The following is a 22,333-nucleotide window of genomic DNA, read 5'->3' as shown; positions in this document are numbered from 1 at the left end:
TTCCTGGTTTTACATGTCTGAAAGTGCCTTAACCAAAGTCCGAATTGTCTTGGTGGAACCCGCAGGTCCGCTCAACATAGGTGCGATCGCCCGTGTGATGAAAAATATGGGTCTGCAACAGTTGGTGTTAGTTAATCCGCATTGCGATTCCCTAGGACCAGAAGCACGCCAGATGGCCGTTCATGCAGTAGATCTTCTCACCACAGCTCACGTAGTCCCAAATTTGCCGACTGCTCTCCAAGGATGCCAGCGGGCGATCGCAACCACAGCCCGGAGTCGCACCTTAGAAACTGAGTTGGAGCATCCCCGAACCGCTCTCCCTTGGCTATTACCCGGAGCTAGGGAAGTTGAAGAAGCAGAGCCGGAAAATAGCTCACATGCAACACCAAGGGATACTTGGCAATCAGCCTTAATTTTTGGGCCAGAAGATCGCGGGTTGAGTAATGAGGAACTGAACTACGCACAGCGCTTCATTCGCATTCCCTCCAGCCCAACTTATCCGTCGCTGAACTTAGCTCAAGCAGTAGCAGTTTGTTGTTATGAGCTATATCAATCTATTCAGATCAGCGCAGAACTCAGTGGAATCCCGCCAATCGCCCCCAAACCAACCGCCCTAGCAACGCCTGAACCCGCAAACACCCCAGTGATGGCTCCCCTAGAATCCTTAGAAGGGTATTACCAACAGTTAGAAACTTTGCTCTTGAAAATTGGTTATCTTTACCCGCATACTGCAACCAGTCGCATGGAGAAGTTTAGGCGATTATTTAATCGAGCTGAGCTTTCGGCTGCTGAAGTAGCGATGTTGCGGGGTATTCTCAGTCAAATGGAATGGGCGCTCAAGCAAAGTCAGAAGTACGAAGAAGTATAAGCCGAAGGCTCTCTTGGAGTCCTCTCAACATAGGCACAACCTAGACAAGAGGGAGCGATCGCGAGTCATGAGGTGCAGTTGCAGCCGAACAAGGTTAAAATTCATCCAAATTTGTGCAATTAACCGCAAATACGATTAACCTAACGGCAGCGTTGCTCAACGCCCGCAATGAGAAATGAGGGGATTGGTGTGGCTAGAGGTTTACAGTTTAATGTGTTGTGTCGGGAGGCTCGCTAATGACAGATCAAGGTAGCACTATGAGCCGTCGGCACCGTCGTCGCCAAATGTTGCAGGCATCGCAGCAACAAGAAGTTGCGAAAAGACTGCCTAGCCAACCCGAAAATTTGCTTTCCGCTCAGGGCACCATGCCTAAGGCTCCTACGCAATCGCAGCAGCGGGCTAGCCATCGAGCGGGATCTCAGTCACACTTACGTCTCAACTTAAAGCAACTGTTGTCAGGCCAACCAGAGCGGCGTTTACTGCCCCCCGCTAGGACAAACGGGCAACTGGTCGTATCGCCATCAAGAAGTAGCGCGATCGCACCTACAACCCGACGTTCAGCCAGAGAAAGCGGTTTACGCACGTCTAACAATGCTCAGCGTCTCCCCGGACCGCGAGATTCTAACTCAATCGACGATAGTCTTTGGCGCGATCGCTTACTGCCACTCACCCCCAAAGCAGCAACCAGAGAAGCAGCTAGAGGAATAGGCGCAAAAAATTCCCCCCTCTCGGAGCGACAAACTCAAGTCAGCAGCCCCATTCCAGGCAATTCATCGGGTTCCAGAACTCGATCAGGCAAGCGCACTCGACAACGCAGTCCTAAACTGCACCGCTCCCAACCCACAGCTCAGTCAATTGCTGAGTTGAAGCGCAAGGCAGCTCAGCGATCGCAGCTTCGGCGGTCAGTATCTCCTTTGCTGTATGGCACTCGCCTGTTGATTTTGGGCTTAGGCATTGGGGTAATTGCTGGCACTTTGCTCTCTACTCTAGACCCTAGCCGCTTTATGGCTGGAGCCTCTCAAACGGCTATCAACGCTAAGAGCCAGACTGAACAACAGGCAAAAGTGGGTAACTCAGCTAAACTTCCGATGCCGTTGAAGTTAAGCCAAGAAGCTGCCCCTCTGAAAGCTGAGATTCAAGGGTTAACCAGACAAACCTCCGGTTTAACCCCAGGCGTGTTTCTGATCGATTTAGATACGACGACCTATGTAGACCTGAATGGAACTGCCGTCTTTCCAGCAGCTAGCACAATCAAAGTTCCAGTCTTAGTAGCCTTCTTTCAAGATGTGGATGCTGGCAAAATTCGCCTAGACGAGCTTCTGACGATGAAGCCTGAGTTGATTGGCTCTGGGTCAGGCGATATGCAGTATCAACCTCCAGGGACAAAATTTAGTGCCCTAGACACCGCATCCCGAATGATCACGATTAGCGACAATACAGCAACCAACATGCTAATTGCTCGCTTGGGTGGGGTTGCTGCGCTCAATCGACGCTTTCAATCTTGGGGCCTCACAGCGACGGTAATTAACAACCCCCTACCTGACTTACAAGGCACTAATACAACCAGCCCTAGGGATTTAACCACCTTGATGGCCTGGGTAAATCAAGGGGATTTGGTGTCGATGCGATCGCGCGATCGCATGCTTGACATTATGCGGCGCACCGTAACCGATACCTTGCTGCCCCGCGGTTTAGGAGAAGGTGCCACCATTGCCCATAAAACTGGAGATATTGGTTCGCTGATTGGAGATGTCGGTTTAATTGACATGCCCAACGGTAAGCGATACGTCATTACCGCTTTGGTCAAACGTCCCTTCAACGACGGGCAAGCTTCAGAGTTAATTCGCCAAATTTCCCGCGTCACCTACAACAATCTCAGCCAATTGGGGGGAGCTGCGAACACTCTGCCGGGGTCCACTATGACTCCGGGGCCCGGAGTGGGTATGCCTAGCCCAGCAGGAAATATGCCACTGGGCAATCCCGCCAATGTCCCAGGTCAAGGCCGTCCCATGGCTCCTGCTGCTCCCAGCACTTTTAACCAACCACCAGGGTTTAATCAGCAATAAGACTTTCCGAGAGGCTTTGGGAAAGATCTTCAGCCAGCTCCGGGGGGAGATCCTCCAAGAGACTTGCTGCTTCCTCCGCTGCCATTTGGTCTAGAGTCTGCCAAATCTCTTGCAGCAGAGGCTCTAGACCGATGCGCGCTACGGCTGAAATCAGAAAAACCGGAACTTGACTCAGTTCTCTTAAGTGGGCTGCAACAGCCTCCAAGGTTTGTGCAGCTTCCTCCTGATTCTGGATGGCATCCATCTTATTGAGGGCAATAATCTGCGGGCGATCGCTGAGCCCCCGACCGTAAGCTTGCAACTCATCTTGAATGACGTGATAAGTCGCGATCGGATCTTCAGTAGTTGCGTCAATGAGGTGGAGTAAAAGTCGAGTCCGCTCAATGTGGCGCAGGAAGTCGTGGCCCAAACCTGTACCCAAGTGCGCTCCTTCAATTAAGCCAGGAATATCGGCAAACACTGTGCCATCTCCCGTTGGTTTACGCACCACGCCTAAGTTGGGCACCAAGGTCGTAAAGGGATAGTCGGCAATTTTGGGTCGGGCAGCAGATAACACCGAAATCAAAGTAGACTTGCCCGCATTGGGTAAGCCAATAATCCCTACTTCCGCCAACAATTTTAACTCCAGTCGCAGCAAGCGGGACTCCCCAGGTAAGCCAGGCAAGGCTCTTTCTGGAGCGCGGTTATGGTTGCTGAGGAAGTGCTTATTACCCAGCCCGCCTTTGCCACCTTGAGCAATGCAAAAGGTTTGCCCAGGTGTAATCAAGTCGCCCACTATTTCATCCGTCACGGCATCATAAATCATTGTGCCGCAAGGAACTTCAATGATTCTGTCATCCCCTGATGCCCCTGTGCGGTTGTTGGGTCCACCTCGCTCGCCATCTTCCGCCTTAAAGATGTGTGCGTATCTAAAATCAAGCAGGGTTTGCAAGTTCGAGTCTGCCTTCAGAATCACGGAGCCGCCTCTACCACCGTTGCCACCAGAAGGCCCCCCTGCGGGTACATACTTTTCACGCCGGAAGGCGACTAAGCCATCACCGCCGTTACCCGCCTGAACTTGAATTTCTGCTTGATCAATGAATTGCATGGGGATGAAAACTGAAGCGTTTATCTATCCATCATAGGTAACTACTTCTCCCTTGAGTTGACTTAATTTCAGCTCGAATTGTCTGTACCATGACTGTCTCTCCTGAGCGTAACAATCTCAGCGGTGATGGCGATCGTCTCTTCAGGCTAGATCACTTAGCCATGTTCGTTGACCTGTTGTTGTAGCCACCCATCTACAGGTTGACCGTCGCGCCGCTTCAGCTCAATTTCGACCACTAAGACTTCCTGGGAACCTGGAGGGGCAGGCTTTTGATGAAACAAAATCTCGTAGGCAGCAGGATCTTCGTTGCGCTCCCGTAGCCAGTCTTGCACCTTCATTGTGGCAAAGAGCGATTGACCCTGCTCAAACATGCGCGTAATTTGCATTTGCAGGGTGTAGGGGTTGTACCGAGGCATCGCTGACTCCGATCGCTGAACAGTACCCAGATTTTAGCTTGGGGAGCGATGGCGGTTATGGAGTAGCAGTTAGCCAAATTCAACCGCTAACAAACAACCACCAATCGCTATAAATTACCGAGCAATGAAGTGCGCCCAAACATTGCCATCTGGACCTGCGACTCGATCCATGTAGCTGTAGGGGTAAAGCAGCTTACGGCCTTCGGTGTCGTAGTAACCAGACAGAGCATCGCCCCAGGGGTCGTTTACGATGAAGCCTTGCGCCGTGTAACCTACCACGCAAACAATATGGCCAGTCGCTGTGAAGTCTCCCCCCATGACCACTGGGCGACCATTGATCAGTTCATCCTTTACGGCTGCCCAGTTGCGGGTAGTGCTAAAGCTGGTTTTGAAGCCATAGGCCTTAATCATTTCTGAGAGAACCGCATTATCGGTTTGCGATCCTTGCCCGTAGCGGTTGAGACACCATTGCAAGAGTTCATCCTCTAATTGGCCGCCTTGCGATCGCCGTCCGTAATAGTAAAAAATCATCGCGATCGAGGTGACGTTGCAAGTCGCCCAGGAATAGCGGGGGTTGTCTCGCTGGGAAAAGTAAGGAACATTCAGTTCCACCTGGGGAGGCATCGGGTTGAAAGGCTTGGTGCCCCGCTTCATCTGGATAAAGTCAGGGAAGAGATAACCCGTGTTGCCAAACTGAGGCAACTCTTCGGTGAGGGAGGCTTTGATATGGCCATCGGCGATCGCGTAACCTGCCACCCCGTAAACACTGCCTGCCGTTAGCGCGAACTTTTCTGAAGCTTGCAGACTGGCGGAATCAACCGGACGTTTTTTGAACACAGTGGTTTTGAGCACCGTGGCTGTGAGGGCGTCTGGGTCAAAAGACACAACTTTATTGTTGTGCTTGATCTGAATGTGCTCCCAATAGATATAGCCCGTTTGACCCAAACCCTGAATTGGAGTAGCCAGAGACACCCGGAAGTGACCTTTGATCGCAGCGTATCCAGTAATTTGTAAAGTTTGGCCCTGTAACAACTCAGCTTTTTGGTTGGCTGCTAATGAGGCAGAATCAGCAGGCTGAGCCTTAATTAAGGTGGTTTGCGTAACCAGAACCTGAGCGCTTAAAGGTGTGTTAGGAACATCGCTAATATTAAACTTGAAAACCTGTGCTCCCTTGCTGAGCTGCACATGCTCCTCAAAGAAATAGCCAAATTCTCCAATCGGGGCAATGGGCGGGTCAAGCACCACTTTGAGATGTCCATCCACTGACCCATAGCGACTAACCTTGAAAGTTTGGCCTGCCTTTACAGCTACCTTCTGCTGAGCGTTGAGGCGAGCTGAGTCGATGGCACGAAACTTAAATAAGGTATCTCGCAAGACTTTTAAGGTTAGCGACTGGCCTACCGTCATCGGGTCGGTGCTGACAGTCAGGTAAATCACTTCATCGTCAACCAGCTTGCCAGCGCTGTCGGTGCCTTTGAGTTTTAACCAGCGAGAGCCTGCCGCCTTAAAGCCTTGGTTTAAGTTCACCTGCCAAGTGCGCTTTTGAGCATCCACCGTCACTTCCAAGGGATACTTGTCTTCTGCGGCTAGTGAGACTTTGGCAATTCGCAACGGGTCGTAGGTTCCCTTCAAAACTACGGCTTGATTGATTAAAACCTCTCTGGGGCCACTATAGGTAAGTGCGGGTGGGGCAGAAGCAACGGCTGGAGTACTGGGGGGATTCTGGGCTTGGGGGTTGGTCATAGTGTCCTCAGTCGGTGGATGACTCTTTCTTCTAGTCTTCTGTCTAGAGTGGCGACTTCATCCTATGGAAGTGGCACCCTTCAACTTGAATTCTGAATAGCTATGCTTCTGATTGCTCACTCGAGGCAGGGGCAGAGGCAAAGCACTTAGGGCAACTACAGTTGGAATGGAATACTTTCCGACACATGCCAAAAATTAGGTCAGGCACTCCTAGCGCTAAGCTACTTGTTGCTGCTCTGACACCCATCTGGCAGAAGGCTGAAAAGAAAAGTCCCAAGATGATGGCAACCTTGGGACTTAACAACATAAATGAAATTAAACAGTACTAATCAAAAATCACTAACGCAGTGCTAGGGGCTATACACCCAAGTCAGCCAAAATATCAGTTGCATGGGTGTCGGTCTTCACAGTGGTGTAGACATTGCTGATGGTGCCGTTGCTGCCGATGACGTAGGTGACACGCTTGGCATAACCACCCCCATCGACATCGTAAGCTTTCGTGATGGCACCGTTGACATCGGCGAGGAGAGGGAAGGGGAGATTAAACTTCTCTGTAAACTTCTGGTGAGAGGTTTCGTCATCAATGCTGACACCCAGCACCACAATGTCTTTGCCTTGATACTGGCTGTAGTTGTCTCGGAAGCTGCAAGCTTGTTTGGTGCAACCGGGCGTATCGTCTTTGGGGTAGAAGTACAGCACAACCGCCTTGCCTGCAAAGTCAGACAGCGAAACAGTATTACCGTTGGTGTCTTTGGCTGTAAATGCGGGGGCAGTATCGCCAACAGATAAAGGCATAGATTTGGCTTCCTTCTGGTTTCTAGGTTCAGTTCCAGATTGTAACTTACCGAGCTTTTTACAGCCCTAGCGGGAGTGATTCCAAAAGGGGGCGATCGCTGCCTATTCCTTGAGGTTGAACCGTAAAACGTAAAGTTATACTTCAGGCGCTTGATCAAGTACTTTGATATTCTGTAGTCTTTGTTACAGAAATATTTTTTAGTTCTTAGCGGGAAAGTCGCTTAGCTGATAGCAATTTGCCAGTTGATTTAGCAGTTGCTACTCAATCTCAGACTAAAGCCCAGGTTAAGACTCAAATTAAGGAAACTGACTTATGAAAGCTCAAATGCAATATTCCCAAACTGCTTTTGCTCAGACTGCTAACTTTTGCTGGCTCCCTGGTCTGGCTCCTGCCCCTACCGAAGCCGAAGCTTCTACTTGGGTGCATTTGCTCCAGCCTCCCAGCACTTTTAGCTATGACGAAGCTTTGCTAATTTGTCAGCAGTCTGAAGATGAGTGGCTAGCTTGGGTACCTGAGCATGGTGAAGTAGTGTTACACGTAAACCAGTTTTATCGCGCTGCTTAACTCGTTCAGGCTCCACAGGAATTGCCTACAGTCGACTTGAAGCGACGCGATCGCCTCATCCAAGGCTAAATTCGATGCTAATGAGTAGCAGCTAGCTCTACATTTTCCGAATCACTGACACTGGGTTTAGGGAGCGCAACTTGGGTGCGTACCCACTCAAACCAGGCCTCCAAGCCTTCCCCAGTTTTGGTGGAAACCGGAATGATTGTGGCGTGAGGATTCATCTGCCGTACATTTGCCACAATTTGCTGAATATCCACTTCCAAGTAGGGCGCTAAATCCATCTTGGTAATCAGCAAGCAGTCAGCTTCTTGGAACATCACCGGATATTTCAGTGGCTTATCTTCACCTTCGGTGAGGCTGAGCAACGCGACCTTGGCATGTTCTCCCACTTCAAACTCGGCTGGGCAAACTAGATTCCCCACGTTTTCCACCAAAACCAAATCGAACTCATTGGGGTTGTATTGGTGAGAAAACTGATGCAAACCGCCTGCTACCATCTTGGAGTCGAGGTGGCACGAGCGCCCTGTGTTGATGGCAATGACTGGAACGCCATACTGCCGCAAGCGATCGGCATCTAGTTCGGTGGTCATGTCACCTTCAATCACTGCAATTTTTAGCTCACTGGTTAAAGCGGCTAGAGCCCGTTCTAGTAGGGCTGTTTTGCCAGCACCGGGACTGCTCATGAGGTTGAAACAGGTGATGCCCCACTGATCAAAATGAGCCCGATTGTGGTCGGCTCCAGCTTGGTTGGCGTGGAGTAGGTTAATGCCGAGGGCAGCGTCGAAGGTTTGGTGCATGAGTTTCAGTGAGAGGTAATGGGGTGAGGAGTGAGAGGTCAGAAGGAAGGGTTAGGCGATCGCTACATCAGCCGGGTCAGAATCAGCCGTATCGGAAGAGTATTCGATGCGGTCAATTTTGAGTTCGCGGCCAGAGCGGATGTCTTCCATTGGGGATTGGCATTGGGGGCAGGCATATTGCAGGCCAATTTCGGGGGCGTATTCCGCCTGGCAACGGTGACAGAAAGCAATCAGGGGTATCTCTGCGATCGCCAGTTCTGCGCCTTCAAGAAAGGTGTTACGAGTCTGCACTTCAAAGGCAAATTGCAGACTGACAGGTTCCACACAAGTGCATTTGCCCACAGTTAGGTGAACTCGGCTTACCTTAGGTTGTTCTGGCTGCGCTTCCCACCAGTCCTTAACTGTGAGAATTAGCGCCTTGGTCATATCAGTTTCGTGCATACCTTAGCTCCACTCCGCGACCAATTCTGGGGTTGCCTCGGGATGAATGAAACTAGCCTTTTCTTTGCGGGGTAGCTGCCCGGACAGGACCAAATGAGCCATTGTGTCGCAAATGACGCGAGTCGCCATGAGAGAGGTGATGTCGCTGATATCGTAGGGAGGCGAAACTTCTACGATTTCAAGGCCGCAAACGGGGGCACGCTGGACAATTTTGCCTAGAAGATAGAGGGCTTCGCGCGGCATGAGGCCACCGGGTTCGGGCCAGCCTGTACCAGGGACGAATCCAGCATCAATGCAGTCAATGTCAAAGCTAATGTACACGCAGTCAGTGCCATCCATAGCCCGCTCTAGAGCAAACTCTACGGCTGCATCTAGGCCCATTTCCATAATGTCTGTGACAGTCAAGATGTTGGTGTTCCGCTCGCGGCAAACTTTCACGCCTTGCCGAGGCACTTGCCAGCCTCCAATGCCTAACTGCACCAAGTTTTTAGGGGGTGCATTCTTGATGTTATTGGCATGAAACCAAGGGCAGGTATGCATGCGCTCGTCTAGGTCAGTCTCTTGGGTATCCACATGGCGATCGAAGTGAATAATGCCGACTTTCTTGTCTCCCAAGTGACGACAAATTCCGCGAACAGTGGGATAACCAATTGAATGATCGCCGCCCATAATGATGGGAAAAGCGCCCGAGCTAAAAACGTGGGCAATCCCCTTGGAAATCTGATCGAATGATTTCTCGTTATTCGCAGGGATGGTGAAAATATCCCCTACATCACAGAGTGTAATTTGCTCTCTGAGGTCAATGCCCAGTTCAAAGTTGTAAGGAGTATAGAGCGCTGAAATTCGGCGAATTCCTTGGGGGCCAAAGCGAGTTCCGGGGCGATAGGTCGTACCCGAATCATGGGGCACTCCTACGATCGCAACATCATATTCTCCGACTCTTCTCACATCTTCTAAATAAGGCGCTTTGAGAAAAGTATTGATGCCTGCATAGTGCGGCAATTCTCCGCGAGAGAAAGTGGGGATGGTGCGATCGCGAATACTTTCGGCAGCTTCTAAACCATACTCCAAGCCTCTAGAGACTTCTTGTTGCCAGCCAGTCAGGGGCAACTGTGTCTCTAGTTCCAGGGCACGATTGGCTTCAGTTTGGCGCTGCGGTGAGTCGCCATTAGGACTTCGAAAAAGTGAATCTTCAGTCATGGTTTGTGGCGATGCGAGTGGACTAAAAAACAGAGAAAACTGCAACACAAAAGCCCAGGAGAGCCATAGCAGTTCAACGCTGCTACGTACCTCCCGGGCTTTTTTCCCGCCGTGTGACCAGCTAGTGTTTCTACAAAATTGCCGAAATACTAAAGACTGGTTGCCTCTCTCGGACCAGACGTTTGAGCCATCAAAACTAAAACCGGAACCCTAGAAGCAATTAAATTGTTGTGATAGTTCTAGCAACAGCACAAAAGCAATTGTGTATTGGAAAATACAAAGTTTTGCGATCGCGAAACCTGAAGGCAATCTGACAGACCTTCCGGACTGGTGGCGATATCGCTGAGAATCTAAGATTAGGAGATAATGCAAGCAACTGTAATTTCAGCTAGCTGCGTTACAGCTTGATCTTTGACTCAACATCCTTGTGCTTCTCAATGACTGTAGTCAATCCCAACCGTTCTAGAACCATTCACTATCCCAGCCGAACCATCAAGCGGGCTAAGCAGGCCATGCGTTGTGCTCCATTTCGGGGCTACTTGTTTGTCACCATGCACCAGCAAAGCGTCTCCCTACAGGCGATCGCGGGGTCCACTGGAGTACAGCAGCAATATACACGCCAGCCACTATCAGAATTGAAGACTGAGAGTGCTTTGCTATGGTTAATCCAAGTGGGAGTGCTACGGCGAGAAGTAGATGGGCAGGGTTTGACGGATAGTTTTCGGCTCACGCCCCTCGGTCGGCAAATCGTAGAGCAGTGGCAACTGCAAGGAGGAAATTGGCCTAGTGCAACGCTATGGGACCACCTCTATAACGCCTTGAACCGTTGGGCAAGACTACCTATTTAGTCGGTGCTGATGAATGATTGAAATGGGATAGCCAGCGAGGACCTCGGATGAAAGCCATTATGATCGTGGGCACTACGTCCCACGCTGGAAAATCGCTACTGACTGCGGCTTTGTGCCGAATTCTGAGCCGTCGCGGTTGGCGGGTTACTCCTTTTAAGGGCCAGAACATGGCTCTTAACGCTTACGTAACCTCAAGCGGAGGGGAGATTGGCTACGCTCAAGCCGTACAAGCTTGGGCCGCAGGGGTCAGCCCTCGCATTGAGATGAACCCAATTTTGCTCAAGCCTCAGGGAGATATGACTTCCCAGGTGATTCTCAAAGGCAGAGCGGTAGGCAAAGTTAGTGCAGCCGACTATTACGAGCATTACTTTGAACCAGGTTGGCAGGCGATTGAAGAATCGTTGCGACGGCTGGGCGAAGAATTTGACTTAGTGGTGTGCGAAGGAGCAGGCAGTCCTGCCGAGATCAACCTCAAGCACCGCGACTTGACTAATATGCGGGTGGCAAAACATTTGAATGCGTCCACCATTTTAGTTGTGGATATCGATCGCGGTGGCGCTTTTGCCCATATCATCGGCACTTTAGAACTCCTAGACCCTGATGAGCGCGCTTTAATTCGTGGCATTGTCATCAATAAGTTTCGCGGTCAGCGATCGCTCCTGCAATCCGGGATCGATTGGCTGCAGGAGCGCACAGGCATTCCTGTCATCGGTGTGATTCCGTGGATGGAAGACTCTGGTTTCCCAGCCGAAGATTCACTAGATTTGTTCGAGCGTCGTACCAGCCAGAGCAATCGTGATCTAACAATCGCCGTGGTCCGCCTGCCTCGGATTTCTAACTTTACTGACTTTGACCCACTGGAGTCAGAATCAACCGTCACCGTGAAGTACGTGGGTCCAAAAGATTCTTTAGGCTATCCAGATGCGGTGATTATTCCTGGCTCTAAAGCCACGATCGCTGACTTGCTGACTCTGCAAAAAACTGGCATGGCCGAAGAAATTCAGAACTATGCTGCAGCCGGTGGCACCGTCCTCGGAGTCTGCGGTGGCTTCCAAATGCTGGGTAAAATTTTGGCAGACCCCGAAGGGCTGGAGGGGCATGAAGGTCGCTATAAGGGCCTGGGGCTGTTACCCCTCAAAACCGTGATTACAGGGCAAAAAGTAGCTCGCCAGCGTCTAGTCAGTTCCAACTTTCCTCAAACTGGACTGCCTGTTTCAGGTTATGAAATCCATCAAGGCCGAACCCAGGTGATGGAAGGGGAAGGGGTACAGTTGTTATTTGAAGATGCCAATTTGGGAGTAGTGGACAAGAGCTTGTCTGTATGGGGCACCTATCTGCATGGCTTGTTCGACAATGGCCCCTGGCGGCGAGCTTGGCTAAATCGCCTCCGACAGCAGCGCGGTCTGAAGTCTTTGCCAACCGGAATTTCCAATTACCGAGAACAACGAGAAGCCCTTTTAGATGCTCTGGCTACTCAGGTTGAATCACACTTGGATTTAGGCCCCATTCTTCCCTAGAGAGGCACAGTCAGCCTTTCTCTGAGCAAGCTAAAAAAATAAGCGCACCCTCTATTCAAGGTGCGCTAAATGTCCCTAACCCTTTGGGTGCAACGTACCCATTTGTCCTTAAGCTATACAGTAAAGGCTGGCTCGTCAGAATGCCGTTAGATTTAGCTTTATTTTAGGGTTTTGTCATGAGTGTTTGCATTCGCTTTCTACCAGACGATGTCACGATTGAGGCAGAGCCAGGAGAATCATTACTGGAAGTGGCTGACAGAGCGGGCGTTGACATTCCCACGGGGTGCCTGATGGGGTCTTGCCACGCCTGTGAGGTAGAAATTGAAGGCGGAGAAACGATACGGAGCTGTATCTCAGCAGTCCCACCAGGGCGATCGCAACTCACCATTCAACTATTCTCCGATCCTAGCTGGTAAATTCTTTTTGCAGAGAAAGTATCTCCTTGGGGAGATGCCAAACTAACAATCACTTGCCTCTCCTGAGAGACGTAGGAATATTCTTTGCTGCTTACCCTAATTGGTAACAGTACTAATCAGGAGATCAAGAATCATGATTCCCAGGGGTTTCGCCATTTTGGGAGCAAGTTTACTCACCCTAAGCTTCTTGCCTGCGGCTTCTGCCCAACCTCCTAGGCAAGTGGCGACTAGTAACTTTACGCTCTCCGGAGAATCACTACGCGGTGTTCAAGGTCGTAGCATCAGCCAAGATTTCCCCGTTGGGCGATCGCCTCGACCGTTAGTTTCATCCACTGGCTCCAACACTAATACCACTTCTAGCCCCCAAGCAGATCTAGCGCTAGAACCACTACCGAGAAATTGGACCGTAGGCGATCGCGTGGACGTGATTCTCGATCGCTCGTCCGGTGCGGTAGTTGAAACCACGCCTCTGCTGGTTCAGGATGCACCCGCTACCGAGTCACCAGAGTTGCGAGTGCAGTATCAACTGTTGCAAGAAGATCAATAACCTACGTTTGGACGGCAAATGCTTCTAGATCAATACCCCAACTGACCCATTAAATCACTGAGTGACGCAGGGTTATGAAGCGGGAAACTGGCTAGAGAGCGATCGCAAACAACGGAGCAACAGCGTATAGAACGTTGAGGTGTGGTTACTTGTTCTTGGTCTGAGTCTTTGCTTGCTCAATCGCGATTTCGCGCATGGCTTGGAAGGAACTGACATTTGCTGCGCCTTCAATCGCTTTGACTGCCAAATCCTGAACCTGTTTGAGGGCAGCGCTAAGCTGTTGCGAGAGAGCATGAATCCGGGTCTCCTGTAGGGATTGGATGCGTAATTCATAGTTGCGCTTGTTCCCTTCCATGTCTTTGGCATACAAATCTGCTTTGACCTTGGCTTGGTGATGAGCAATGCCCTTGCCTTCTTCCTTGGCGCGTTAGATCGCCGCCTCCAACTCTTTGGGGAAGCCTTCCACCTTTTCCTTCAACTCGGCAAATTGTTTCTTATATTCAGCGATCGCCATTTCTTGCTCGGTCCGCTGTTTTTCGTGCGATCGCTGACGTCATTTCTTGCGCTTACGGCTCTGTGAAGTGTGAGTTTCCAACCAATTTGTCAAATCAGCCTCACTATTGAAATCCAGAGAGCTGTGTCTAAACTCCAAAGTACGTTGGTAGAAAGGCGAGAAACTTGCTGTTCTAAGGCTGGTTCCAGGCTTCCGAGTTGATGTTGTAACCGTTGCAGAACTCGATGGCGTTGGTATTCTGCTTCAGTTGTGAAATGATGAATTTCTGGCTCAATAACTTTGTAATCTAGCGTCACGATCGCCTCTGTGATTCCAGAAATCTTTGCGTCTGGATCGTCCCACCAGGGAGGCTCAAACATCACGAGAAAGTAGTAATACTTTTCACCATTTCTCAGCACTTGAGAGGAAAGCTCTAGTTTTTGAAATTTAGGTTTTTGGTGGCTCATTCGATGAATGTAGGCAGATGCTACGTCAATCACAGCATCAATGCGAACATCTAAAGGAGATTGACCATTCCAGGCATAAGTTCGGTGTTCATCGCTGACATAAAAGGTATGTTCCACGATCGCCTCATTGCGATGTGAGGTATGACCGCAAAGTAATTGCTTCATGAATTGCACCAAGATCGATGGCTTATGGAGAAATCTTTGTAGGGGCGAAGCATTCGATAGCAGCATTAACTCAACGACCAAAGAATTGTGGTCGAATGCTTCGCCCCTACGGTGCATAATATTTAGGCACTCATGCGATTGAAGGAGCTTTCAAAGGCACGCATGGCCAGGTCTTGAGCCTGACGCATTGCAGCTTGAAGTTGATTTGAAATTTCGGTGATTTGCTCCGTTTGTCTTTGGCTTTTAGCTTCGAGAGATTGGATTTGCAGTTCGTAGGATTGCTTGGTGGCTTCCCATTCTTTCTCGAACAAATCCGCTTTGACCTTCGCGTCTTGCTTAACTTCGCGAATACCTTCTTCTCTAGATTTCTTAATCGCTTCCTCCAGTTCTGTGGGGAAAGATTCGGCTTTTTGGCGATAAGTTTCTAGCTGCGTTTGGTTCGCTGGCAAAATCCGCTCCCGCTCTGACCAATTTTTTTCTTTGGCCTGAGCTGTTTCGTGCAGTTCTCGCTCAATCTGGCGTTTCTTGGCTTCGTAATCGTCGGTGGCAATGGTGCGCGATCGCTCAACTTCTTCTTCCTTGGTGGTGACCTTGGACTCACGGTTTGCCGCTCCGCCAAAATCTGTTGAAATACTTCTAAAATCTTGGCTTTGCTATCTTCGACGGCACCTGAGGTCATGAAACATCTCCTAGAACTAGAACTTGAATCACTGAATCTGGAAAGAACTTGTTTTGAACTAACTCAAACTCGCGGCGGGAAATGTTTCGGAGGGATTTCTGTTAAAGTGAAATCAGGATTGCAAACTGTGGTTTACATTTCCTGAACACTATTATGGCATTTACTTCGAAAAATGTAAAGCCAGTAGACTAAATTTGCAAACTATAGTTGTCAAAACCTTGTCCTAACTGTCAATGCAATGGAAACTGATGACTTTGGTAAGAAGGTGCGCGATCGCCGCCGAGAAGAAAAACTCAGCCAGGAAGAATTGGCACAGCGAGTAGGAATTTCCCGCAACTACCTGTCGCAAATTGAGCGCGGGCAGGCCACCAATCTGTCCTGGCAAGTGATGGAACGCCTCACCTCGATGCTAGGGCTGAAACAGGAGCAAACGGGAACCTTGGAGGCAATGGCAGATTTGCCGTCGAGCTTGGCGGAGTTTGCCCAAACCGCAGACCTCCCCCCGGATGATGTGTTAATGTTGGCGCGGCTCAAGTATCGAGGCCAGCAACCCACCACCCCAGAAAAATGGGAACTGCTCTATAACGTGATTAAAATGACCGTTGGTAAGTAGCGCCAGTAATCCAGTGAGTGAGGCAAAACGGTTCCATGCAGTACAGGCATCCTGGAAAAGCTTTCCTGTCCCGTCATGGGCTGTTGCAAACTGAGCAGGATGTGTTCCGCTATGTCGAATTTCTGCGGCAATCAGCAGGGTTGAGCGACGAACCACCGATCGATCTCTTACGCATCTATCAAGGATTTGGCATGCCTACACCTCTGCGGGCACCGTTAGCTGATCAGCAAGGCATTTTGGTAGATAGTAATGCAGGCTTGATTCTGATCAAAGAAGATGACCCTCTGGTACGGCAGCGCTTCACCGAAGGTCATGAGCTAATGGAGTTGTTGTTTGATGCTCAGGAGCGGTTATTGCAAGGCATCAACACTCAACTACCCTGGCAGGCTGAGCAAAAAGAGCAGTTGTGCGATCGCGGAGCCGCCGAGTTGTTGATGCCTACCTCTTCGTTTTTGCCCCAACTCCGTAGTCTCGGGTTTTCCCTCCGCACCGGACAAATTCTGGCAAATCTCTACCAAACCTCGCTGCTCGCCACTTTACTCCGCATGGTGCAACACGAATCTGGAGCTTACGCGGTAGTAATGTGGCACCGGGCTCTACGCCGTCGGGAAGCAGAAGGTTGCCTCCCCACGAAACCACAACCCAAAAAGAAACTGCGCGTGTGGTGGCGGGCCAAGGCTCAAGGTTGGAGCAGCGGCTTCATTCCCAAAAACAAGTCAATCCGCCACGACTCCCTCATTGCTGAAGCGTTTCACAGTGGACAGCCTCAGGCAGGATCTGAAACTTTAGATCTGGGAGATGGGCTAATTCATTGTTACGTAGAAGCGATACCTATACAGTTAGGGAAGAAGCTGTGCGTTTTATCCTTATTACATTTACTTAATAGTTTTGATTCTGAAATAATCTAGAAGTATAGGCTAAAAGGATTCTACGATTCAAGTAATGAATTAGTTTAATTAATTAAAAACAAGAAAAATTCTTTTTACTTGGTTATGTCCATCAAATCCAAAAAACTCCTATATCACTTAACTTCACTCGATAATCTTTTATCTATATTAGAAAATGGTTTATTGGCGCGCAATGAACTTGAGAAATTTGATGATGTAGCCGATCCAGACTTGATTGACTTTAGTGCAGAACATGGATTAACGAAGTATATCCGCTTTCATTTCTTTAGCCAAAACCCTTTTGATGGAGATGTTCAAAAAAGAAATCCAGAGAAAGAGTTTATTTACATCTGTATTCATCGTGAATTCGCAAAGAAAAGCAATTTTAAAATCATCCCCAGGCATCCTAAGTCAATGAATGTTTTAACCCTTTATGACTACACAGAAGGCATTGATTTAATAGAGTGGGATATAATGGATCAAAGGGATTATTTAGATAGAAATTGCAGAAATATATGTATGGCAGAATGCATATCTCCAGTATCAATTATGCCAACTGAATTTCACTCTATCTATGTTAGAGACGATGATTTAGAAGAATATGTGAGAGATATGGCTAATGAGATTATAGGTGCCATTCCATTTCACATAAATGTCAACCCCTGCATGTTTTTGGACTAAGGTATGTTGCAATTCACCACTGGCAACATTTTAGAATCCACAGCGGAATGTTTAGTTAATACAGTTAACTGCGAGGGCTATATGGGTAAAGGAATAGCCTACCAGTTTAAGTTGAGATTTCCTAAAAATAATAGTGAATATATTAAGGCATGCAAGAGTGGAGAGCTCAGAATAGGTAAAATTCATTATTACTGTGAAGACAATAAGCTAATTTTAAATTTTCCTACCAAGAACAAATGGAGGGAAAAATCTAAGCATGAATACATTCATCAAGGATTGTCAGAGTTAATAGATTTAATTGACAGTTTGAGTATCAAATCCATTGCCATCCCACCATTAGGATGTGGCAATGGCGGACTGAACTGGTCCGATATTAGGCCAGTCATACTTGAATATCTTGAACCCCTTTCCAACTCAGTTGATGTTTTTATTTATGAACCATCTACTTACTTTAAGGCTAGAGGTGTAGAGGCTCCGAAGTTAAATGTGTCCCATGTAGTTCTAATGAAGTTCAAATTAAAACTAAAACGTTTTAACAAGCTAAGACTTCAGAAGACTGCTTATTTTATGAATATCTTCTTGGGAAAAAATTACTTCAAGTTTTACAAACATAAATATGGACCTTACGCCCACTCTATTGATATTTTGACTAAAGACATTAAAGAGTTTCAGGATTTTTACCAAATACCTACTGAAGAAGCACTCAAGCTAGTACTAAATATAGTTACTAGCAAAGCTACAGATCAAAAGATGAAAGACTTTGGTGAGCCGATTGAACAAGCCACTGATTTCGTTAATGAGATTTCTACTGATAAACAGTTAGAACTTATTGCAACAATCTGCTCATTGTTAGAGCCAGATAAAGAGCTGACATTCAATAATATTATTAAAGAAATCAAGGCCTGGTCAGACGAAAAAGCTAACAAGTTTAATGAGGCAGAAGTTTTAGAAGCGCTCGAATTCTTGATGGTTAAAAATATTGTTCAATTAAACCTGATGGGTCTTTATAACCTAGTTAGACCATAGTTGGACTTCGGTAAGATAAGGTTATTTTTTAGGCGCTCCAGCCACAAATATTAAATTCTTCAAAAGTAAGTCGAGAATCTACTACTTCACTCTAGATCAACACAATTAGGCTTCTATCTATGTTTTAGCTTGCAGTAGTGCGTATTGCTTGAAACGCTCTAGATCGGCTTGAATGGTAGATTCCACCACTCTTCCCAAGAATAGATTGTCCATCAATTTGCCAATGATGCCAGGGATAGCGTAGGAAACGCTGAGTTTGACGATGCTGCTGTTACCGCGATCGTAAAAGCGAATCGCGCCTCGGTTGGGCAAGCCATCCACCGATTCCCACTGAATAATTTGCTGCGGCACAATTTTGACGATGCGCGATTGCCAACTAAACGTCCAACCGCCTGTGGCTAGCTTCCAGCGAGACAGATCTGGGTTGTCCTCCTGCACTTTCACCGAGTCAATCCACTTCATCCAGCGGGGCATTTGCTCCAGATCAGACCAGAGGCTCCAGGCCAACTCAATGGGGACATCGACTTCAACTTGGACGCTATGTTCTAGCCAATCAGACATGCTCGGATCTCGCTGATGAAGGTGAGTTAGATCCCCCCAACCCCCCTTATTAAGGGGGCTAGTGAGTTAAGCGTTAACTGCGATAGGTTGGCGGTTCTCAGCCACTTGAGAAAAACTAGCCAAAATTGCTTTAGCGGCTTGTCCCCCGGACAGTGTGGCTCCTTCCATGCTGTCGATGTAGTCTTGCTGGGTGTAGCTCCCTGCCAGGAAGAAGTTGGCGATCGCAGTTTTTTGAGGTGGACGGTAGGGATCCATGCCTGGGGCTTCGCGGTACAGCGATTGTGCCAATTTGACGACACTATACCAGGTCATGTTCAGTTCTCGCGAGGAGGGGAACAGATCATGCACTTGCTTGAGGACGTGCTGAGCGATCGCCTCGTTACTCTGTTTAATAAACGGATCGCCCGGAGTCAACACCAACTGCAACAATGACCCTTGCCCCGGACGGTAGTAATCGGCAGGACTAGACAGCGCCAAATCGGAGAAGCAAGAAAAGTCTGCATCAGCCGTGTAGAGCAGGTTATCAATTCCGGCGGCGTGCTCTAATTGTTTACGAGCTTGGGGGTCTTGTAGTTCCGTCACCCAACCATCAAACCGCAGTTGAACCGTCGCTACAGGAACCGCATCGAGCTTGTAGATATTGTCGAACTCGGACCATTGCCGCCATTCGGAAGGTAGGAGGCGTTGCACCCCCGGTACATCGCAGGCGCAGAGATAAGCATCAGCGGTAACAGTTTCTTCGTTATCACCGTTGGCGATCACTAACCCAGTGACTTTGGTTTGATCGCCTGCGTCTTCAAACAGGACTTTGCGGACACCCCGGCGGGTATGAATTTTGGTGCCGCGCGATTCCAAGTAATTCACAATCGGCTTGAGCAAATACTCGTGGGGAGAACCTTTCAGCATATTCAGCTTGGAGGCTTTAGTTTTGGTTGCAAACATCTGGAAGATCGTCAGCATGCAGCGAGCCGAGATATTTTCCGTGTCGATGAAACCCAGAGCGTAGGCGATCGGGTTCCACATCCGCTTCAGACTGCCATTCGAGCCACCATGACTACGGAACCACTGGGCAAAACTGACGCGATCGAGTGCCCGAATTTGTTTCATGCCGCCTTCGTAATCGACCAAGCCACGAATCATCGGGCTGGTGCCGAGGGCGATCGCATTTTGCAGCTTATCGAGAAGCGACAACTGTCCGGTGGTGAAAAAGGCTTTCAGGCCATTAAAAGGTGCGCCAATTGGGAAGCGGAAATCAAGGTTTTTGACAATACCGCCGCGATTGACGAAGGTATGCGTGTGTTGCTTGGGTAGCAGGTTCTCAAATGCGCCAACCTTTTTCATCAACGCAAACAGATTGGCGTAGTTAAAGAAGAACACATGCAGGCCCATCTCGATGTGGTTGCCGTCAGCATCTACCCAACTGCCAACTTTGCCACCGACAAACGGACGAGACTCAAAAATCTCTACTTCATGCCCTGCATCGACTAAATCGACGGCTGCGGCCATGCCAGCAAGCCCCGCCCCAACGATCGCAACTCGCATTCTGCCTTTCCTGATAATTGCTTTACATATTTTAAGACAGAGTGAGCAAGTGAGGTTCAGACCCAATCGATCTCTAACTTCAGCTCCATTGGGCCAATGCCTAGTTCTTCGGCGGAGAGCGATCGCGCTTCCATCAACGCCAGCATGTCTTTGACGGGTGGTTGGCCACGGGAAGCCCCAGTTACTCCTTTAGCAATCACTAAGCCGCAATAGCCTTTCGTTTTTTTACAAACTCGCTCCCATTTCTTGCGGGCGGCTGTGTAAGCAGCATTTTCCTCAATAAACTCTTCAAATAGGTGCAATTCTCCGTTGTTAGTTTGCAGAACCCCTAAGTCGTAGGTTGTCCCCGCGAACGGATCTTCACCAGGGTTAAAACAAATAGCGTTCAGGCCACCTGCCGCTTCTAGGCCTTGGATTAAAGCTTTGGCTTTAGGCTGCGAGGTTTGAATGAAGACGACAGGGAGACCTTCACCTACTGCTTCAACGCGGGTATCAGCGAGCTGATAAAAGCCTGAGTCTTTTCTCAAAAGTTCGACGGTTTCCCAAGGCAAGATTTCTAACCAGCGTAGACAATCCTTGGGCACCAAATCGTCGCGCAGCACTGGAAAGTCTAAATCCTCGTCTTCGTCATCTGTCAATGCCGCTAATTCAGCAGCAACATCGGGCAAGGTAGAAACTTGGACGGAAATCTGTGATTGCTTGGATTTTATGCCTAGTTCAGCCAACGGAATGCGGTAGCGGCTACTAATAGCCGGGAAGTGATCGAGCGATAGTTTTTTGCCATGCTGACGAAAAAAGCGATGGAGCGCTTCTGCGGCAATTGAACAGGCGATCGCTTCTTCCTCATACAAATACGATCGCATGCGCTCCAGTGGGTGCAAATTGCCAAAGCTAGGTTGTACTTCCGAAGGTGGCAATTCTGACAAATCAAGCGTTTCGTCGTCAGTTTCATCTTCCGTCTGCTCGAAGGTGATAAACATGCAATCTTGCTTTAGGAACGCAGATTCCATGTGATCGCTTGAGTCTTGGTTTAGGATCTGTTGACGAAATTGCTTCAGGGAATCCAGCGAACGATAGAGCAGAATGCCATATTCCATGCCCATCATGCCCATGACGCAAGCATAGAGCGTTTCTACATCCCATTGATTAATCTCAATCGCTAGAATTTGGTGCTCGCCTAAAATTTCCCAAGGCTCACCGTCCCAAAGCTCATAAGCTTTTTCAGTCAAAGCTTTGGCATAGGCTGGAGGCAGTTGAGGAGGGCGGACGCTAGCAGCTTCTTGAAAGCCCTTAAAGATTTCATCAATCAGGGGTAGGTCTGGCACATAATCAATCACAATGTCCAGATTTTGGAGAACACCCCGGAGGAAAAACTGAAGTTCGCGATCGCGCACCACAATCTTTTGCGGACGACCTGGTAAGGCAGGGCTATGAGGATGCTCCATTGCTTGCAAAAGGGCTCGAACCACCGCCTCTGCACCTGTTTCTAAGGGCACAATATCCATCGCTCGCACCACTGCCTGCGAACCGTCTACCCAGAGAATGCACTCCCCTTCCCCTTTCAGCTCTGCCCCAACACTTGCCGCTGCGCTATCAGTCAATGGACGGCGATCGCCCTCCCAAACACTAGGAATTTGTTGCAAGTTTTGCAGGCGACGACAGGTGGGGGGAGTCAGAGTAGTCATAGACCGAACCAGTGATTATAGAAGGCTAGGACAAAGGGGAAAGCTCAATGGTAGCCATATTAAAGCTGAAACGTGGGGCTCATCGGGCAGAGCTGAGAAGCAAGCAAAATTCAGGGGTTGTTGCCCAGTCAGCCTTGCAGCGCCAATGGCAATGCCAGCGACCTATGCAAAAAACTTCTACTAGAGAATTTATCGTACTAAATCTGACTTAACCTAAGCCATTAA

Annotated in this window: 26 protein-coding genes and 1 riboswitch; of the genes, 12 read left to right on the top strand and 14 right to left on the bottom strand. The window is 48.9% G+C overall.

Translation table 11 applies throughout. The annotated features are described in order from the left end of the window. Positions 1 to 13: 13 nt before the first annotated feature. A complete protein-coding gene (locus NDA01_RS02295; RefSeq protein ID WP_348226719.1) occupies positions 14 to 868 on the top strand; it encodes an RNA methyltransferase in 855 nt (284 codons plus the stop codon). 236 nt (positions 869 to 1,104) lie between these two features. Next, a complete protein-coding gene (locus tag NDA01_RS02290) occupies positions 1,105 to 2,934 on the top strand; it encodes a serine hydrolase (RefSeq protein ID WP_348226718.1) in 1,830 nt (609 codons plus the stop codon). On the opposite strand, the gene obgE is transcribed toward NDA01_RS02290, so the two are convergent. From obgE to NDA01_RS02270, 4 genes are all read right to left on the bottom strand, one after another. Next, the gene (gene obgE / locus NDA01_RS02285) at positions 2,921 to 4,021 is read right to left on the bottom strand and encodes a GTPase ObgE (RefSeq protein ID WP_348226717.1); all 1,101 of its coding nucleotides are present in this window, start codon (positions 4,019 to 4,021) and stop codon (positions 2,921 to 2,923) included. The genes NDA01_RS02290 and obgE overlap by 14 nt on opposite strands. Before the next feature lie 155 nt (positions 4,022 to 4,176). Further along, the gene (locus tag NDA01_RS02280) at positions 4,177 to 4,437 is read right to left on the bottom strand and encodes a hypothetical protein (RefSeq protein ID WP_190433782.1); all 261 of its coding nucleotides are present in this window, start codon (positions 4,435 to 4,437) and stop codon (positions 4,177 to 4,179) included. 114 nt (positions 4,438 to 4,551) lie between these two features. Beyond that, positions 4,552 to 6,180 carry a C39 family peptidase gene (locus NDA01_RS02275; RefSeq protein WP_431193295.1) on the bottom strand — a complete coding sequence of 543 codons (1,629 nt, stop codon included), beginning with the start codon at positions 6,178 to 6,180 and terminating at the stop codon, positions 4,552 to 4,554. A 357-nt stretch (positions 6,181 to 6,537) separates the two neighbouring features. Further along, positions 6,538 to 6,975 (bottom strand): peroxiredoxin, encoded by a 438-nt coding sequence (locus tag NDA01_RS02270; RefSeq protein ID WP_190433784.1) that lies wholly within the window; start codon positions 6,973 to 6,975, stop codon positions 6,538 to 6,540. A gap of 313 nt (positions 6,976 to 7,288) precedes the next feature. Between NDA01_RS02270 and NDA01_RS02265 the strand changes: the two genes are divergently transcribed. Beyond that, positions 7,289 to 7,540, top strand: coding sequence for a hypothetical protein (locus tag NDA01_RS02265; RefSeq protein WP_190433785.1), 252 nt, complete (start codon positions 7,289 to 7,291; stop codon positions 7,538 to 7,540). A gap of 77 nt (positions 7,541 to 7,617) precedes the next feature. Here NDA01_RS02265 and hypB read toward each other — a convergent pair whose 3' ends face one another. The 3 genes from hypB to NDA01_RS02250 are packed head-to-tail and all read right to left on the bottom strand — an operon-like array spanning position 7,618 to position 9,981. Continuing rightward, on the bottom strand, positions 7,618 to 8,340 hold the full coding sequence (hypB, locus tag NDA01_RS02260; protein ID WP_348226716.1) for a hydrogenase nickel incorporation protein HypB: 723 nt from the start codon (positions 8,338 to 8,340) through the stop codon (positions 7,618 to 7,620). 51 nt (positions 8,341 to 8,391) lie between these two features. Continuing rightward, positions 8,392 to 8,781 (bottom strand): hydrogenase maturation nickel metallochaperone HypA, encoded by a 390-nt coding sequence (hypA, locus tag NDA01_RS02255; protein ID WP_348226715.1) that lies wholly within the window; start codon positions 8,779 to 8,781, stop codon positions 8,392 to 8,394. A 3-nt stretch (positions 8,782 to 8,784) separates the two neighbouring features. Beyond that, a complete protein-coding gene (locus NDA01_RS02250; protein WP_348226714.1) occupies positions 8,785 to 9,981 on the bottom strand; it encodes an agmatinase family protein in 1,197 nt (398 codons plus the stop codon). A gap of 88 nt (positions 9,982 to 10,069) precedes the next feature. Continuing rightward, a riboswitch (guanidine-I (ykkC/yxkD leader) is annotated at positions 10,070 to 10,206 on the bottom strand. A 212-nt stretch (positions 10,207 to 10,418) separates the two neighbouring features. Between NDA01_RS02250 and NDA01_RS02245 the strand changes: the two genes are divergently transcribed. The 4 genes from NDA01_RS02245 to NDA01_RS02230 all read left to right on the top strand — a co-directional run bounded on the left by NDA01_RS02245 (position 10,419) and on the right by NDA01_RS02230 (position 13,309). Continuing rightward, a complete protein-coding gene (locus NDA01_RS02245; RefSeq protein ID WP_348226713.1) occupies positions 10,419 to 10,829 on the top strand; it encodes an Npun_F0494 family protein in 411 nt (136 codons plus the stop codon). 47 nt (positions 10,830 to 10,876) lie between these two features. Then, complete coding sequence (cobQ, locus tag NDA01_RS02240; protein WP_348226712.1) at positions 10,877 to 12,346, top strand: cobyric acid synthase CobQ; 1,470 nt, start codon at positions 10,877 to 10,879, stop codon at positions 12,344 to 12,346. Positions 12,347 to 12,522: 176 nt separating this feature from the next. Then, positions 12,523 to 12,762, top strand: a complete 240-nt coding sequence (locus NDA01_RS02235; RefSeq protein WP_190433797.1) for a 2Fe-2S iron-sulfur cluster-binding protein — start codon at positions 12,523 to 12,525, stop codon at positions 12,760 to 12,762. A gap of 133 nt (positions 12,763 to 12,895) precedes the next feature. Beyond that, positions 12,896 to 13,309: a hypothetical protein gene (locus NDA01_RS02230; protein WP_348226711.1), complete on the top strand. Its 414-nt coding sequence runs from the start codon at positions 12,896 to 12,898 to the stop codon at positions 13,307 to 13,309. A 145-nt stretch (positions 13,310 to 13,454) separates the two neighbouring features. Here NDA01_RS02230 and NDA01_RS31815 read toward each other — a convergent pair whose 3' ends face one another. After that, positions 13,455 to 13,664, bottom strand: a complete 210-nt coding sequence (locus NDA01_RS31815; RefSeq protein WP_431193294.1) for a hypothetical protein — start codon at positions 13,662 to 13,664, stop codon at positions 13,455 to 13,457. A 39-nt stretch (positions 13,665 to 13,703) separates the two neighbouring features. Here NDA01_RS31815 and NDA01_RS31810 point away from each other — a divergent pair, with 39 nt between their 5' ends. Further along, entirely contained in the window at positions 13,704 to 13,889 is a 186-nt protein-coding gene (locus NDA01_RS31810; RefSeq protein WP_431193293.1) for a hypothetical protein, read from the top strand. A 23-nt stretch (positions 13,890 to 13,912) separates the two neighbouring features. On the opposite strand, the gene NDA01_RS02220 is transcribed toward NDA01_RS31810, so the two are convergent. From NDA01_RS02220 to NDA01_RS02210, 3 genes are read right to left on the bottom strand one after another with little or no spacing between them, the layout of a single operon-like run. Further along, positions 13,913 to 14,551 (bottom strand): hypothetical protein, encoded by a 639-nt coding sequence (locus NDA01_RS02220; protein ID WP_348226710.1) that lies wholly within the window; start codon positions 14,549 to 14,551, stop codon positions 13,913 to 13,915. Between the two features lie 5 nt (positions 14,552 to 14,556). Next, positions 14,557 to 14,883, bottom strand: coding sequence for a hypothetical protein (locus tag NDA01_RS02215; protein WP_348226709.1), 327 nt, complete (start codon positions 14,881 to 14,883; stop codon positions 14,557 to 14,559). Then, positions 14,859 to 15,113, bottom strand: a complete 255-nt coding sequence (locus NDA01_RS02210) for a hypothetical protein (protein WP_348226708.1) — start codon at positions 15,111 to 15,113, stop codon at positions 14,859 to 14,861. The genes NDA01_RS02215 and NDA01_RS02210 overlap by 25 nt, the downstream gene beginning before the upstream one ends. 238 nt (positions 15,114 to 15,351) lie before the next feature. On the opposite strand from NDA01_RS02210, the gene NDA01_RS02205 reads away from it, so the two are divergent. The 4 genes from NDA01_RS02205 (at position 15,352) to darG (ending at position 18,320) form a co-directional block, all read left to right on the top strand. Further along, a complete protein-coding gene (locus tag NDA01_RS02205) occupies positions 15,352 to 15,726 on the top strand; it encodes a helix-turn-helix domain-containing protein (RefSeq protein ID WP_348226707.1) in 375 nt (124 codons plus the stop codon). 35 nt (positions 15,727 to 15,761) lie between these two features. Beyond that, positions 15,762 to 16,634, top strand: coding sequence for an ImmA/IrrE family metallo-endopeptidase (locus NDA01_RS02200; protein ID WP_348226706.1), 873 nt, complete (start codon positions 15,762 to 15,764; stop codon positions 16,632 to 16,634). A gap of 84 nt (positions 16,635 to 16,718) precedes the next feature. Next, positions 16,719 to 17,294: a DarT ssDNA thymidine ADP-ribosyltransferase family protein gene (locus tag NDA01_RS02195; protein WP_348226705.1), complete on the top strand. Its 576-nt coding sequence runs from the start codon at positions 16,719 to 16,721 to the stop codon at positions 17,292 to 17,294. 3 nt (positions 17,295 to 17,297) lie between these two features. After that, complete coding sequence (gene darG / locus NDA01_RS02190; protein ID WP_348226704.1) at positions 17,298 to 18,320, top strand: type II toxin-antitoxin system antitoxin DNA ADP-ribosyl glycohydrolase DarG; 1,023 nt, start codon at positions 17,298 to 17,300, stop codon at positions 18,318 to 18,320. Positions 18,321 to 18,437: 117 nt separating this feature from the next. Here the strand turns inward: darG and NDA01_RS02185 are convergent, their stop codons facing one another. The 3 genes from NDA01_RS02185 to NDA01_RS02175 all read right to left on the bottom strand — a co-directional run bounded on the left by NDA01_RS02185 (position 18,438) and on the right by NDA01_RS02175 (position 22,108). Next, positions 18,438 to 18,881, bottom strand: a complete 444-nt coding sequence (locus NDA01_RS02185) for an SRPBCC family protein (RefSeq protein ID WP_348226703.1) — start codon at positions 18,879 to 18,881, stop codon at positions 18,438 to 18,440. Positions 18,882 to 18,947: 66 nt separating this feature from the next. Beyond that, positions 18,948 to 20,423: a 9,9'-di-cis-zeta-carotene desaturase gene (gene zds / locus NDA01_RS02180; RefSeq protein ID WP_348226702.1), complete on the bottom strand. Its 1,476-nt coding sequence runs from the start codon at positions 20,421 to 20,423 to the stop codon at positions 18,948 to 18,950. 56 nt (positions 20,424 to 20,479) lie between these two features. Further along, the gene (locus tag NDA01_RS02175; RefSeq protein ID WP_348226701.1) at positions 20,480 to 22,108 is read right to left on the bottom strand and encodes a DUF6930 domain-containing protein; all 1,629 of its coding nucleotides are present in this window, start codon (positions 22,106 to 22,108) and stop codon (positions 20,480 to 20,482) included. Positions 22,109 to 22,333 lie beyond the last annotated feature (225 nt).

Origin of the sequence: Trichocoleus desertorum AS-A10, from assembly GCF_039962155.1 — a bacterium.
Taxonomy (GTDB): domain Bacteria; phylum Cyanobacteriota; class Cyanobacteriia; order FACHB-46; family FACHB-46; genus Trichocoleus.
The sequence above is the reverse complement of the archived record's forward strand: the minus strand, read 5'-3'. Positions and strand labels throughout refer to the sequence as shown.